General features: G+C 66.9%; 15 protein-coding genes. 7 read left to right on the top strand and 8 right to left on the bottom strand.

Translation table 11 applies throughout. The annotated features are described in order from the left end of the window. The first annotated feature begins 191 nt into the window (after nt 1-191). The gene (locus Hhyl2_RS08395; RefSeq protein WP_483550290.1) at nt 192-794 is read left to right on the top strand and encodes a class I SAM-dependent methyltransferase; all 603 of its coding nucleotides are present in this window, start codon (nt 192-194) and stop codon (nt 792-794) included. Nucleotides 795-813: 19 nt separating this feature from the next. Here Hhyl2_RS08395 and Hhyl2_RS08390 read toward each other — a convergent pair whose 3' ends face one another. The 8 genes from Hhyl2_RS08390 to Hhyl2_RS08355 form a co-directional block, all read right to left on the bottom strand. Then, a complete protein-coding gene (locus Hhyl2_RS08390; protein WP_483550289.1) occupies nt 814-1,272 on the bottom strand; it encodes a histidine kinase in 459 nt (152 codons plus the stop codon). Nucleotides 1,273-1,372: 100 nt separating this feature from the next. Continuing rightward, nucleotides 1,373-2,062, bottom strand: coding sequence for an urease accessory protein UreF (locus Hhyl2_RS08385; RefSeq protein WP_483550288.1), 690 nt, complete (start codon nt 2,060-2,062; stop codon nt 1,373-1,375). Beyond that, complete coding sequence (locus Hhyl2_RS08380) at nt 2,059-2,661, bottom strand: urease accessory protein UreE (protein WP_483550287.1); 603 nt, start codon at nt 2,659-2,661, stop codon at nt 2,059-2,061. Before Hhyl2_RS08380 ends, Hhyl2_RS08385 begins: the two co-directional genes overlap by 4 nt. Beyond that, on the bottom strand, nt 2,661-3,593 hold the full coding sequence (gene ureD / locus Hhyl2_RS08375) for an urease accessory protein UreD (RefSeq protein WP_483550286.1): 933 nt from the start codon (nt 3,591-3,593) through the stop codon (nt 2,661-2,663). The genes Hhyl2_RS08380 and ureD overlap by 1 nt, the downstream gene beginning before the upstream one ends. Continuing rightward, a complete protein-coding gene (ureG, locus tag Hhyl2_RS08370) occupies nt 3,593-4,216 on the bottom strand; it encodes an urease accessory protein UreG (RefSeq protein WP_483550285.1) in 624 nt (207 codons plus the stop codon). The genes ureD and ureG overlap by 1 nt, the downstream gene beginning before the upstream one ends. Beyond that, the gene (locus Hhyl2_RS08365) at nt 4,213-4,584 is read right to left on the bottom strand and encodes an urease subunit gamma (RefSeq protein ID WP_483550284.1); all 372 of its coding nucleotides are present in this window, start codon (nt 4,582-4,584) and stop codon (nt 4,213-4,215) included. The genes ureG and Hhyl2_RS08365 overlap by 4 nt, the downstream gene beginning before the upstream one ends. After that, on the bottom strand, nt 4,581-6,287 hold the full coding sequence (ureC, locus tag Hhyl2_RS08360; protein ID WP_483550283.1) for an urease subunit alpha: 1,707 nt from the start codon (nt 6,285-6,287) through the stop codon (nt 4,581-4,583). The genes Hhyl2_RS08365 and ureC overlap by 4 nt, the downstream gene beginning before the upstream one ends. Continuing rightward, entirely contained in the window at nt 6,284-6,688 is a 405-nt protein-coding gene (locus tag Hhyl2_RS08355; RefSeq protein WP_483550282.1) for an urease subunit beta, read from the bottom strand. Before Hhyl2_RS08355 ends, ureC begins: the two co-directional genes overlap by 4 nt. Before the next feature lie 226 nt (nt 6,689-6,914). Between Hhyl2_RS08355 and Hhyl2_RS08350 the strand changes: the two genes are divergently transcribed. From Hhyl2_RS08350 to Hhyl2_RS08325, 6 genes are all read left to right on the top strand, one after another. Beyond that, nucleotides 6,915-7,634 (top strand): HoxN/HupN/NixA family nickel/cobalt transporter, encoded by a 720-nt coding sequence (locus Hhyl2_RS08350; protein WP_483550281.1) that lies wholly within the window; start codon nt 6,915-6,917, stop codon nt 7,632-7,634. Between the two features lie 326 nt (nt 7,635-7,960). Continuing rightward, nucleotides 7,961-9,238 (top strand): urea ABC transporter substrate-binding protein, encoded by a 1,278-nt coding sequence (locus tag Hhyl2_RS08345; protein ID WP_483550280.1) that lies wholly within the window; start codon nt 7,961-7,963, stop codon nt 9,236-9,238. A 2-nt stretch (nt 9,239-9,240) separates the two neighbouring features. Beyond that, nucleotides 9,241-10,179, top strand: coding sequence for an urea ABC transporter, permease protein UrtB (gene urtB / locus Hhyl2_RS08340; RefSeq protein WP_483550279.1), 939 nt, complete (start codon nt 9,241-9,243; stop codon nt 10,177-10,179). Then, the gene (locus tag Hhyl2_RS08335; RefSeq protein ID WP_483550278.1) at nt 10,180-11,298 is read left to right on the top strand and encodes an ABC transporter permease subunit; all 1,119 of its coding nucleotides are present in this window, start codon (nt 10,180-10,182) and stop codon (nt 11,296-11,298) included. After that, nucleotides 11,298-12,092 (top strand): ABC transporter ATP-binding protein, encoded by a 795-nt coding sequence (locus Hhyl2_RS08330; RefSeq protein ID WP_483550277.1) that lies wholly within the window; start codon nt 11,298-11,300, stop codon nt 12,090-12,092. The genes Hhyl2_RS08335 and Hhyl2_RS08330 overlap by 1 nt, the downstream gene beginning before the upstream one ends. 8 nt (nt 12,093-12,100) lie before the next feature. Then, on the top strand, nt 12,101-12,799 hold the full coding sequence (locus tag Hhyl2_RS08325) for an ABC transporter ATP-binding protein (RefSeq protein ID WP_483550566.1): 699 nt from the start codon (nt 12,101-12,103) through the stop codon (nt 12,797-12,799). Nucleotides 12,800-13,232 lie beyond the last annotated feature (433 nt).

Here is a 13,232-nt window from a genome sequence, read left to right as displayed (position 1 = left end):
CGAGAATAATAGACGAATGTCCAGAATAGGTGGTTATGTGGCGCCGAATGTCTCCTCCGGCAGCTATGTGGTCACCGTCGTTCAGGAACGGACACTACGGGCGGGATAACCGACGATGTCGGAACATTCGGGAGCTGGTCGAGACGGACGAGTGTCGGCAGGGTTATCAGTCGTGGCCCCGGGAACCGAACGTGGATTCTCACGAGGTCCGACGACAGTGGGCGGACCGCTCCGGCGAGTACTCGCCGACGTACTACGCCCACTACGGGTCGGACGCGACGACAGAGCTGGTCCGCTCCCTGCTGGAGGGACACGTCGAACACGACGCGCGCGTCCTGGAGGTCGGATGCAGCGTCGGCAGACACCTCGCCGGACTGGCCGACGCCGGCTTCTCGAACCTCACTGGTATCGACGTCAACGGGGAGGCACTGGAGATTCTGGCCGACACCTACCCGGAGCTGGCAGCCGACGGGACCTTCCACGCCGAGCCAATCGAGGAATACGTCACGGATCTGTCAGACGACGCGTTCGACGTCGTCTTCAGCGTCGAGACGCTCCAGCACATCCATCCGGACTCCGAGTGGGTGTTCGACGACCTGGCGCGGATCGCCGGTGACCTCCTCGTGACGGTCGAGAACGAGAGCGGCGAGGCGGGGACGGTCAACTACGTCGACGAGGACCTGCCGCTGTACTACCGCGACTGGCGCCGCGTGTTCACGGAACGAGGGCTGGTCGAGGTGGAGTCGACGCCCGGAAAACGAGATATCGCGCGGGTATTCCGACCGCCGGAGTGACGCCGATCTGTTCGTTTCGTCACCGCGTCACAGCGTAGGTCACACCCAGGACGCCGCCGTAGACGACGTGCCAGAGGAGACTCGGGATCGCGAAGTTGGGGAACGGCGGGGCCGCCGGGAAGCCGACCGCGCTCAACCAGACGGGCATCACCAGCGCGGCGAGGCCGACCCAGGTGACGACTCCCCAGAGGACCCCCAGGCCGAGGATAGCAGCCGGCGAGCGGCCGACGATGCCCGACCTGATGATCGCCGCGAAGACGACCCCCAGGACGGCCCCGTGGGAGAGGTGGATCACCCAGCCGGCGACACCGCCGGAGAGGGTGTAGAGCCCCGGAATCGCCCCTTTCAGGACGGCTGCGTTCATGACGGAGATCAGGACGGCCATGACGGCCGCCCCGGCGATACCACCGACGACACCGGCCTGCCAGTCCTCCAGGAGGACGCCGGTGTCGGTCGCAGTCTGCGTGTTCGTCGCCATTGCATCCGGAACTGCCCGTGGCTGGGTCAAGAAGTCGACTGGCGACCGCACGAGGGGCGCACTGCCCCCGAAGAGTGAAGTTCCAGCGCCGAGTCGCCTGTCAGCTGGCGAACAGCCGCCGCTCGGCCCGTTCGTGTTCGGCCGCGAGGACGCCGACCAGCGGCGCGAACGGGTCCATCTCCTCGATTCCGTGGTCGGCGCTGTCCTCGACGACCGTGTCGATGACCGACTGCAGGTCGTCCAGCACACGCTGGGCGTCGGTGTGGCCCAGCGACAGCAACCGCTGGGCGGCCCCCAGTAGTCCGGTAACGAAGCCGTGACAGCACACCAGGCAGGCCGTCCGGTCGTCGATCCCTTCGAGGGCAGCCACGACGCCCAGAACGACGGCGAAGTTGCCCGGTGCGTCGCCTGCGTCGACCCGGTCGGCGTACCGCTCCAGCAGGTCTGTCTCACCCAGGTCCCGCTGGAGTGAGAGCAGGCGGTCGCCGGACTGCTGGGCGCTCTCGCGGAACTCCGCGGCCAGCGTCACCGCACTGAGTCGCCGGTCCGTCCGCTGGACAGCGTCGAGATCGCCGTCCTGTGCGGCCGTGTGGGCGGCCCGCAGCGCGACCAGTTCCGCCGGGCCGACCTGCCGGCGGAGGTACGTCGCCAGCAGGTCTCGGAGGTCGTCGGCGCCGTCGATGCGGTCGTCCTGTGCGAACTGTTCGAGGCCGTACGAGACCGTGTAGGTCCCGACCGGGAGGAACGAGTCGGCGAGCCGCAGCGCGCTCAGTGTCCCCCCGTCGGTCATCCGTCGCCCTCCGTGTCGATAGAGCGGACGCCGTGGCTGGAATCGTGGCTGTGGCCATCGCTGTGGCTGTGGTCGTGCCCGGCACCGTGGCTGTGATCGTGCCCGTGCGAGTGGTCGTGGTCGGCCGGCCCGTCGCCGTCGTCGAACAGCGTCGGCGGGACGGCCTCGTACCGGTGGGCCACGTCGGCTGGGAGTTCGTGCTCGACGATAGCGTCCATCCGCTCGCGGCTGTCCGGGACCGGAAAGAGGGCCTCGCCGTCCCGGAGCGCGAGGTTCCAGTGGCGGTTCCCCAGCGCGTGGCCCAGTTCCAGCGCGGCCATCGGCGAGATGGTGCTCCCGTCGAGGTCCAGGACGAGCGCGTCGATGGGGGCCAGTTCCACGACGACCAGTGTCCCGTCGTTGGCTTCGAGGACGTCGCCGTCGCCCAGGTCATGCGGGACGACGATGCCGAGGTCGCGCCCGTCGTCGGTCTCGGTCCGGACGCGCGAGCGCTGTCGGTCGGTGTCCGAGAGCACGACCGTCACGGGGTCGGCGTCGGCGAGTCGGTCGGCGACGGCGGCCTCCGAGCGGTGCCCGACGTAGTTGTCGGCGATGCGCATCAGTACTTCCTCCCGCTGGGTGCCGGCACACCCAGCAGTTCCCGCCGGGCGTGGTCCCAGGCGGCCTGTAGCGTCTCCGTCACGACCTCTGCCCGGTCACCGAGCGCGCGGATGGCAACCCCCGCGTCGTTCGGCAGTGCGGACGCGCCGGCGCGGGCCTCGCAGTCGGTGACAACGTCGTGGAGCGCGTCGCTCAGTCCCCCGGTGTCGGCGTCCGGTGCGACGACGAAGGTGGTCCCATAGACCGCGAACTCCCCGAGCATCCCGGGCGCCGTCGGGTCGGCCTCGTCGGGCGCGAGGTGTGTCGTGTCCGCGAACAGGAGGCCGTCGGGACCGGACGCCTCGACCGCCGAGCGGTAGCGTTCGAAGTCGAACCGCTCGCCGCGGGCCAGCCGACCGGGGACGACGACGTCGCTGACGACGGCCGTCGCACCCGGTTCCAGGTCCAGTCGCAGCACCTGGCAGTACCGCGAGTCCTCGTGGAGGATGGTCGGTTCCGGGACGTAGTCTAGATGCCCGCCCTCGGCCACTGATAGGGTCGCCTCGGCGGCCGCGTAGTTGCACGTCATCGACTGGACCTTCGTCGAACTCTGGGTCGAGACGCTGGCGACGGCGTCCGCGCCGACGGTGACGGTGATGTCGTGGCGGTCGCCCTGTGCGATGCCGCCGGTCGGCGACTGGACGAACACCGTCTCGGCGTCGGGATGGGGGTCGTGGCCCAGCGTCCCCGAGATGTGGAACGGCACCGTGGCGTAGTCCTCGACGAGTGCGGTGCCGCCCTCGGTCGCCGCGAAGGCCAACTTCAGCCGGCCGTCTTTCCCCGGCGCGCCGACGGCGGCCTGCGGGACTGGTTCCGCAGCGTAGGCCGCGAACGACGGATGGGGTGCGTCCGTCTCGCCGCTGTCGGCGGGGGGCTCTCCGTCGGTGGCCATCAGGCGAACAGCACCCCTTCGTCGATGTGGGCCATCACCTCGTCGACGCCCTCGCCGGCCTTGCAGTTCGTAAACACCGTCGGCCCCTCGCGGACCTCGTGGGCATCCCGTTCGAGCACGTCGACGTCGACGCCGACGTGGGGCGCCAGGTCGGTCTTGTTGATGACCAGCAGGTCACAGTCGACGACACCGGGGCCGCGCTTGCGGGGGATGTCCTCGCCCTCGGCCACCGAGATGACGTACAGCGAGAAGTCCGCGAGTTCGGGGTTGAACGTCGCGGCGAGGTTGTCGCCGCCGCTCTCGACGACCACGACGTCGAGTTCGGGGTGTTCTTCGAGGAACGCGTCGATCTGCTGGAGGTTCATCGAGGGGTCCTCGCGGATGCCCGTGTGCGGGCAGGCCCCCGTCTCGACGCCGGCGACGAGGTCCGCCGGGACGACGTCGGCGAATCGCTCGCGCAGGCGGTCGGCGTCCTCCTGGGTGAGGATGTCGTTGGCGATGACGCCGACGTCAAGCCCTGCATCGCGGAGCATGGGGACGAGTTCCGACAGCAGTGCCGTCTTGCCAGATCCGACGGGGCCCCCGACGCCGACCGTCGCCACGTCACGGTGTGTCTTGCTCATGTGTCCTCGGCCTCGCTCTCGTCTCCGCCTTCGTCGTCACCCTCGTCCGCGGTCCCGACGCTGTCCGACCGGATGGGGTCGTGGACGGTCACGAGTTTCGTCCCGTCGGGGAAGACCGGTTCGACCTGGATCATGGGGATCATCTCGGGGACGCCCTCCATGACGTCCTCGCGGCCGAGCAACTGTGAGGCGCCGGCACGGATCTCGGCGACGGACTGCCCATCGCGACCCCGTTCGATACACCAGTCGCTGATGTAGGCGACGGCCTCGGGGTGGTTCAGCGGGACGCCCCGTTCCTTGCGGCGTCGCGCGACCTCTGCGGCGGTGAAGACGGTGAGTCGTTCTTGCTCTTTGGCTGTGAGTTTCATAGCAGGTACCGCTGTGCGAGTGGCAGTTCGGCGGACGGTTCACAGGTCACGTGTTCGCCGTCGACCTCGACCTCGAAGGTCTCGGGATCGACGTCGATGTCGTCCGGACAGTAGTCGTTGTACACCATGTCGCCTTTCCCGGGCGTGCGGGCGCCCTCGATGGGGACGACCCGCGAGTCGAGGCCGTACTCCTCGCCGACGCCGCGTTCGGCGGCGGCCGGCGAGACGAACGACAGCGAGAGGGCGTGTTTGGCCTTCCCGACCGCGCCGGCCCGCTCGCGCTGGAGGATCGGTTCACAGGTCATCAAGGAGCCGTTTGCCTCGCCCATCTCGGAGTGGACCGGGAAGCCGCCCTTGAACGTCATCGCCGGCTTGACCCCGAAGAAGGCGGGGTCCCACAGGCAGATGTCGGCGATCTTGCCCGGTTCCAGCGTCCCGACGTACTGGTCGATGCCCGCCGAGATAGCCGGGTTGATCGTGTACTTCGAGATGTAGCGCTTGATCCGGAAGTTGTCGGCGCCGGTGCCCTCGTCTTCGGGCAGTGGCCCGCGCTGGGACTTCATCTTCGAGGCGGTCTGCCAGGTCCGGGAGATGACCTCGGCCATCCGCCCCATCGCCTGGGAGTCGGAGGTCATCATCGAGATGGCACCCATGTCGTGGAGGACGTCCTCGGCGGCGATGGTCTCGGCACGCACGCGGGACTCGGCGAAGGCGACGTCCTCGGGGACGTCGGGGTTGAGGTGGTGACAGACCATCACCATGTCGAGGTGCTCGTCGAACGTGTTGTCGGTGTAGGGCATCGAGGGGTTCGTCGAGGAGGGGAGCATGTTGGGCTGGCCGACCATCTCCATGATGTCCGGCGCGTGGCCCCCACCCGCGCCCTCGATGTGGAACAGGTGCATCGTCCGGCCGTCGACGGCGCCGAACGTGTTCTCGACGAAGCCGGCCTCGTTGAGCGTGTCGGTGTGCATACAGACCTGGACGTCCTCCTCCTCGGCGACGTCCAGCGCGGTGTCGATGGCCCGGGGCATCGACCCCCAGTCCTCGTGGAGTTTCAGGGCGCAGGCGCCGGCCTCGACCTGTTCCCGGAGCGGGCCGGGATCGGAGGCGTTGCCCTTCCCGTAGAAGCCGACGTTGACCGGCCAGGCCTCGGCGGCCTGGAGGAACCGCTTGATGTTCTCCGGGCCGGTCGTACAGGTGGTCGCGCCGCCGCCGTAACCGCCGCCAAGCATCGTCGTGATACCGGAAGACAGCGCATGCTCGTGTAGTTGCGCGGAGTTCCAGTGGATGTGGATGTCCAGCCCGCCTGTGGTGGCGATCTTCCCCTCGGCGGGGTAGGCGTCCGTCGAGGGGCCGACGACCATGTCGACGCCGTCCATCGTGTCGGGGTTGCCGGCCTTCCCGATGCCGGCGATCTCGCCGTTCCGGATGCCGATGTCGCCCGCGACGACGCCCAGTTTCGGATCGATGATCGTCGCGTTCGTGATGACCCAGTCCAGCGCGCCCTCCTCCTGGGTGACGCCGGGGGCCTGTCCGAGACCGTCCCGGAGGGTCTTCCCGCCGCCGAAGACTGCCTCGTCGCCGTGGGTCCGGAGATCCGTCTCGACCTCGGCGAACAGTTCGGTGTCGCCCAGACGTACCTTGTCGCCCTCGGTCGGGCCGTACAGTTCGGCGTAGTTGTCGCGGTCGATGTCGCGTGTCATTTCTCGGCCCCCTCGTCCTGCTCGACTCCTGTGTCGGCAAAGCCCGCCGCTCGCACCCGTTCCAGCGCCGCGCTCGGATCGCCGTCGACGCTCCCGTCGACCATCCCGTTCATGCCGCGAGCGGCGCGCTTCCCGCCGATGGCGACGAGCTCGACGGTCTGCTCGTCGCCCGGTTCGAACCGGACCGCAGTGCCGGCGGGGATGTTCAACCGCATCCCGAAGGCCGCCTCGCGGTCGAATTCCAGGGCCGCGTTGGCCTCGAAGAAGTGGAAGTGCGAGCCGACCTGGACGGGCCTGTCACCGGTGTTGCCGACGGTGGCCTCGGCCGTCTCGCGGCCCTCGTTCAGTGTCACCGTGCCGTCGCCGGGGCGGATCTCGCCCGGCACGAGGTCGTCGCTCATACGCCGGACTCACCACCGTCGACCGTCGATGTGGATATGGGCACTATGGAAATGCTCATTCTACTGGTGCCTATCGAGAGAAACATCTTAAGTACGGCCCGAAGACACAATACTTGCACAGTTAGAAAGGCGCTTTTCGTTCGTATGTCTACCGAGGTGTGATGTACGTGGATCTCACAGGCGGGGTCGGAACTGGCCGGTATCGCCACCGCATCGGAGCACAACCATGAGTTCGACGGTGGTGACGGCACTCGCCACCGCGGGCGTCCTCGGTATCACACACGCTATCGAACCGGACCACGTCGCCGGCATCTCGTCGCTGACGAGCGAGTACGGTGATTCCCGACTGTCGGCGTTGGTCGGTGTCTGTTTCAGTCTCGGGCACGTCGCGCTCGTCGTCGTGTGGCTCGGCGGCGCGTACCTCCTGCTGGGACGGACGGAGTTCCCGGCCGTCTACGACACTGTCGGCACCCTCGGCGTCGGTCTCCTCCTCGGTGTCCTCGCCGCGAGCATGACCGTCGGCGGGCTCCGACGGTCGATCCGAACGGACGAACACGACCACGACGGGCAGACACACAGCCACGCGCACGTCCACCTCCCGTTGCCGGGATTCGACGCCCACGACCACGGTCACGACACCGTCTCCTATCTCAAGACGGGGCTCGTCGGCGCGCTCTTTACGCTCTCGCCACCCGTGTCGATGATCGTCTTCTCCTCGACGCTGCTTCCCGACTACGGGACCGGCGTCGTCGCACTGGCCGTCGTCGCCTACGCGGTGACCATCACCGCCACGATGGGTGCCATCGGTGCGGGAGCCGGGGCACTGTTCGGCCTCACGACCGAACGCGGGCGGACACTCCACGGTGCCGCGCAGGTCGTCGCCGGTCTCGGCGTGGCCGTCCTCGCCGCGTCGCTGCTCGCCGAGGCCGGCAGCGCGATCCTGTAGGTAGATCTACCGATTCTCGCGGAAGCCGCAACTGTCGCCGCTTCCTCGCCCGGCGGATCGAATTTCTGTAGATGTCCACCAATTTTGGGAAGTATTATCTGAACATCCAGCATTCGGTGCTATTCCTTCTATATCCTTATACACTCACCAGGTTCTGAAGGGGAGTATAAGATTCGATCAGTAACCCTTATTTACGTCCTGTTGATGTCCAACGATGTGAACGATACGATGGACGGATGTACTGCTCTGGGCGATAAATCGTCCAATACGTTCAGTAGTTGCGTGTATAAGGTTGAAGATGCCGCCGAATTCCCGGAGGGTGAACTATGAGCGACCGGCTCGTCAGTCGCCGTGGGTTCCTCGGCTCCTCCGCAGTCCTCGCTGGGACGGCACTCGCGGGGTGTTCGGGCGGGTCGGCCTCGGGGAGTGACACGATCAAGATCGGTGTTCTGGAGGACCGCTCCGGCAACTTCGCGCTCGTCGGCGATCCCAAGCACAAGGCGTCGCTGCTGGCCATCGAGGAGATCAACAACGACGGCGGGATCGACGGGAAAGAGATCGAGGTGTTCGATCCCGACCCGCAGTCGGACAACCAGCGCTATCAGGAACTCACCCGCCGGATGATCAACAAGCACGACGTCGACGCGCTGTGGGCCGGCTACTCCTCGGCGACCCGCGAGGCCATCAGGCCGATCATCGACCGCGAGGACCAGCTCTACTTCTACACGACCCAGTACGAGGGTGGGGTCTGTGACAAGAACGTCTTCGCTGTCGGGCCGACCGCCCGCCAGCAGCTCGGGAGTGTCCTCCCGTATCTGGTCGAGGAGTACGGCCCGAAGATCTACACCATCGCGGCCGACTACAACTTCGGCCAGCTCTCGGCCGACTGGGTGAAGGTCCTGGCAGACGAGAACGACGCCGAGGTCATCGGCGAGGAGTTCATCCCGCTGTCGAACTCCCAGTTCGGTTCGACGATCAACCGCATCCAGGAGGCCGACCCGGACTTCGTGATGTCGATGCTCGTCGGCGCCAACCACACCTCCTTCTACGAACAGAAGGCCTCTGCCGGCCTGGAGGTACCCATCGGGACCTCGACGGCGATGGCCCAGGGCTACGAACACCTGCGCCTGGACCCGCCCGCGATGGCCAACATCTACGCGGGGGTCAACTACATGGAGGAGATCCCGACCGAGCGAAACACCCGCGAGGGCGGCTTCGTCGACCGCTACTACGAGAAGTTCCCCGACGCCCCCTACCTCAACGAGGAGGCCGAGAACAACTACTTCTCGATCTACATGTACAAGCAGGCCGTCGAGCAGGCCGGAACGACCGAACAGCCGGAGGTCAGAGACGCGCTCGAATCCGGTATCACCTTCGGCGCGCCGGAAGCGCCCGGCGAGGAGGAGATCGCACTGGACGGTGCGACCCACCACGTCGACCACCACATGTGGGTCATGCGGGCCGACGACCAGCACAACGTCGAGGCGGTCGACGACCGTGTCATCCCCGAGACGTTCCTCTCGGAGACGGTCGGCTGTGACCTCACCCAGGAGGACGAGGAGACGCAGTACACGCCCCAGGACTTCTACGAGGAGGCCGGATAGGGATGGTCAACGGCCTGAACCTCCTGTTCCAGTTCCTCGATAGCTTCGCCTTTATCGTGCTGGCAGCCGCGGGGTTGGCCATCATCTTCGGCATCATGGGCGTCATCAATCTCGCACACGGCGAGTTCATCATGGTCGGGGCGTACGCGACGACGCTCGCGAATATCCGACTCGGGCTACCACTGCCCGCCGCGATGCTCGCCGGCGTCGTCGTCTCGGCGGTCTTCGGCCTGGTCGTCGAACGCGTGGTCATCTCGGGGTCGGTCCCGAACGCCCTCTCCCAGCGGTTCCTGGGCCGGGACGTCATCGAACCGCTGTACGACCGCCTGGCCGACTCGATGGTCGCCACGTGGGGTCTGAGCCTCATCATGGTCCAGGGCGTGCGCCTCACCCTGGGGAACTCCCTGGACCAGATCGGGACGCCGCTTGGCAACATCGCCTACAGCGGCTTCTCGTACTCGACCTACCGCGTGCTGCTGGCCGGTGTCGCGCTGGCTCTCCTCGCGGTGACCTACTACGTGTTCACCCGGACGGAGTACGGGATGCGTGCCCGAGCGACCATCCAGGACGAGGACACCGCCCGTGCGATGGGTGTCGACACCGAGCGCACGTACATGACCACGTTCGCGCTCGGCTCTGCCCTGGCCGGGCTGACCGGCGCACTGTACGCCCCGACGATCACGATGGTGCCCGGTCTGGGGAGTTCGTTCCTCGTCGAGGCGTTCGTCGCGGTCGTCGTCGGCGGCCCCGGCGTGGTGCTGGGGACGACGCTCGCCGGTGGCCTGCTGGGTGCGATCAACGCCCTGTTCTCGAATCTCATCGGGACGTTCTTCGGCCGCATCGCGCTGCTGGTGACCGCCATCGTGATGATCCGGTTCCTGCCCGACGGCATCACCGGCTTCGTCGAGCGCCTGCGTGAACGGCGCAAGGAGGCCGCGTAGATGGCGACCTCTCACTCCGGTGGCGCGGATTCGAGCGCTGCCGAGGGACTACTCGACCGCCTCGTCGGCCGCTTCGAGGGGCCTAACACCGTCGGGAACTCCCGCGGGTTCTGGGTCGGGTTCGCCGTCGCCGTCCTGGCGCTCGCGGCGTACCCGCTGGCCGTCGGCTCCTACCAGGCCTCGCGGTTCTCGCTGTTCCTGGTGTACGCCTTCCTCGGGCTCTCGCTGTCCGTAGTCTGGGGCTACGCCGGTATCCTCTCGTTCGGCCAGGTCGTGTTCTTCGGTTTCGCCGGCTACACGTTCGGCGTCGTCTCGGTCAACTTCGCGACGCCGGCCGGTATCACGGCCGCGTTCGTCGTCGCCGTCGCCGGCGGCGCGCTCGTGGCCGCGACCCTCGGGTACTTCATGTTCTACGGGGGTGTCCGGAACGTCTACGTCACTATCATCACGCTGGTGTCGACGCTCGTGTTGCACACCTTCATGGCCCAGACCGCTGGTGACGCCTGGACAATCGGCGAGGCGGCGCTGGGCGGGTTCAACGGGATGCCGACCATCCCGAACCTCGCCTTCGGCGTCGGCGGCGCGGCGATCACGTTCGACAGCATGACGTTCTACTACTTCGTGCTGGCTCTGCTGGTCGTGACCTACCTCGGTCTGCGGGCGTTGGTCAACTCCGACTACGGCCGCGTGATGGTCGCCGTGCGCGAGGACGAAGACCGGACGCGGATGTTCGGGTACGACGTCAAGCGCGTGAAACTCGCCGTGTTCACGCTGGGTGGGGCGCTGGCCGGCCTCTCGGGCGTGCTCTACGCCGCCTGGGGCAACTACATGAGCCCCGGCGTCTTCGAGTTGACCTTCGCCTCCCTGCCGGTCATCTGGGTGAGCGTCGGCGGCCGGAAGACGCTACTTGGGGCCGTCGTTGCGACGGTCGGCATCGAGTTCTTCCGGAACTCGCTGGGTGGCGAACTCGCCTTCGTCATCGTCGGCGCGCTGTTGCTGATCTTCATCCTCGGACTGCCAGGCGGTATCGTCCCGTGGGTCCACGAGACCTACCTGAAGCGTCGCGGTGCGACGGCGACCTCGGAGGCGCCCGAGGCCGCCACGGAGGTGTCTGACTGATGAGTACGAACGACGCGGCGGGCAACCCGAACGTCCGCCAGACGGCCGCGGAACTGGCGACGGGCGACCGAACGGACACGCTGCTCGCGACCGACGGACTGGAGAAGTCCTTCGGCGGGTTCACGGCTATCGACGAGGTCGACTTCAGCGTCGAGGCCGGCGAACTCCGCTGTCTGATCGGGCCCAACGGGGCCGGCAAGTCGACGCTGCTGAAACTGATCACCGGGACGTACGAACCGACAACTGGGAGCCTCTACTACGACGGCCACGACGTCACCGACCTGGAACCCCAGGACCGCGTGAAACGTGGTATCAGCATGAAGTTCCAGGTCCCGTCGGTCTACGGCGACCTCACGGTCCGGGAGAACGCCCGGCTCCCGATCCAGCGGTTCGCCGACGGCGACGAACGCCGTCGACGGGTCGACGAAGCGATCCAGGCGGCCGGACTCGCCGGCTACGAGGATGTCGACGCGAGCACGCTCTCGCACGGCCAGCAACAGCAACTGGAGATCGGGATGGCCGCGTCGCTGGAACCGGATCTCCTCCTGCTGGACGAACCCGTCGCCGGCCTCGACGTCGCCGAGCGCGAGGCCATCGCCGAACGGATCACGCGACTCAACGAGACGGAAGGGATCGCCTTCGTCGTCATCGAACACGACACCGATTTCGTCGCCGACATTGCCGACGAGGTGACCGTGTTGCACAACGGCGACGTCTTCCGCGAGGGACCCATCGAAGAGATCGAATCGGACCCTGCGGTCCAGCGGATCTACCTGGGGGAGGGATCGCAGTGAGCGACCCCGTGCTGGAACTCGATTCGGTGACCGCGGCCTACGACTCGACGCCGATCCTCCGGTCGGTCGACCTCTCGGTCGAGGCTGGCGAGATCGTCGGCGTCATGGGCAAGAACGGCGTCGGCAAGACGACACTGATGAAGACGGTCATCGGTCTGCTCGAACCCGTCTCCGGAGCTGTATCCTACGAAGGTATCGATGTGACTCACGACGAGGCGGACGAACGGGCCCGCGCCGGGATGGGGTACATTCCGCAGGGCCGGGACGTCTTCCCGAAACTCACCGTCGAACAGAACATCAGGATGGGCGAGACGGTCAACGCCGGCAGTTCCGAGACGCTGTACGACGAGATCTACGACTACTTCCCCATCCTCGACGAACGGGCCAGCCAGCAGGCCGGCACGCTCTCGGGTGGCCAACAGCAGATGCTCGCCATCGCGCGGGCGCTGGTCTCGAACCCGGACCTGCTGTTGCTCGACGAACCCAGCGAGGGCATCCAGCCCTCCATCGTCGACCAGATCAGCCAGGATATGCAGACGATCAACGAGGAACTCGGGACGACGATCCTCTTCGTCGAGCAGAACCTCGGTGTCATCCGCGAGATGGCCGACCGCTGTTACGCCATGGAGCGTGGCGAGATCGTCGACGAGGTCGGTCCCACGACGCTGGCCGACGAAGACGCCATCGCGGAGTACCTGGCGGTCTGATCCGGACCCGCGTTCGCGAGCCGTCTCGGTCGAAACAATTCGATGCCGCACTGCCTATCACGGGCATCGTGCTGTTCGCCCGCCGCCCCCGGTCACTGGCGATTCCCGAGGAGCTACGGGACTCGATCGCGGCCAATATCGCGGCGAACCACCCCACGAGGCCGGCGGATATCTCGCCTGCGCGCGACGGGACAATCGGCTGTTCGCGACCGACCACGTCCCGCCTACGACGTCAGCGACTCCAACTCCTACAACGGCGGTATCACCAGCGGCTTCGCCAACCGGCTGATAATCGAAGTGATGGGGAGCATGGCGCTGGCCAGCAAGGGTCTCGAAGAGGGGTCGCCGATCAAACCGAAGGAACCGCTCGGACTCACCGACGAGGCCGAGACGCCCGGCGACGACTGACACCCGACCGAGTACGTTTTCCGTA

This window comes from Haloarcula sp. H-hyl2 (genome assembly GCF_056934385.1).
The sequence above is the reverse complement of the archived record's forward strand: the minus strand, read 5'-3'. Positions and strand labels throughout refer to the sequence as shown.

Bases quoted from the DNA above. Each gene is read 5' to 3' on its own strand.
- Hhyl2_RS08390 (WP_483550289.1), bottom strand. From the start codon at position 1,272: ATGGCGACGAACACGCAGACTGCGACCGACACCGGCGTCCTCCTGGAG.
- Hhyl2_RS08380 (WP_483550287.1), bottom strand. From the start codon at position 2,661: ATGCGCATCGCCGACAACTACGTCGGGCACCGCTCGGAGGCCGCCGTC.
- urtB (WP_483550279.1), top strand. From the start codon at position 9,241: ATGGTCAACGGCCTGAACCTCCTGTTCCAGTTCCTCGATAGCTTCGCC.
- Hhyl2_RS08355 (WP_483550282.1), bottom strand. From the start codon at position 6,688: ATGAGCGACGACCTCGTGCCGGGCGAGATCCGCCCCGGCGACGGCACG.
- Hhyl2_RS08345 (WP_483550280.1), top strand. From the start codon at position 7,961: ATGAGCGACCGGCTCGTCAGTCGCCGTGGGTTCCTCGGCTCCTCCGCA.
- ureG (WP_483550285.1), bottom strand. From the start codon at position 4,216: ATGAGCAAGACACACCGTGACGTGGCGACGGTCGGCGTCGGGGGCCCC.
- Hhyl2_RS08330 (WP_483550277.1), top strand. From the start codon at position 11,298: ATGAGTACGAACGACGCGGCGGGCAACCCGAACGTCCGCCAGACGGCC.
- ureC (WP_483550283.1), bottom strand. From the start codon at position 6,287: ATGACACGCGACATCGACCGCGACAACTACGCCGAACTGTACGGCCCG.
- Hhyl2_RS08385 (WP_483550288.1), bottom strand. From the start codon at position 2,062: ATGACCGACGGGGGGACACTGAGCGCGCTGCGGCTCGCCGACTCGTTC.
- Hhyl2_RS08350 (WP_483550281.1), top strand. From the start codon at position 6,915: ATGAGTTCGACGGTGGTGACGGCACTCGCCACCGCGGGCGTCCTCGGT.
- Hhyl2_RS08365 (WP_483550284.1), bottom strand. From the start codon at position 4,584: ATGAAACTCACAGCCAAAGAGCAAGAACGACTCACCGTCTTCACCGCC.
- Hhyl2_RS08335 (WP_483550278.1), top strand. From the start codon at position 10,180: ATGGCGACCTCTCACTCCGGTGGCGCGGATTCGAGCGCTGCCGAGGGA.
- ureD (WP_483550286.1), bottom strand. From the start codon at position 3,593: ATGGCCACCGACGGAGAGCCCCCCGCCGACAGCGGCGAGACGGACGCA.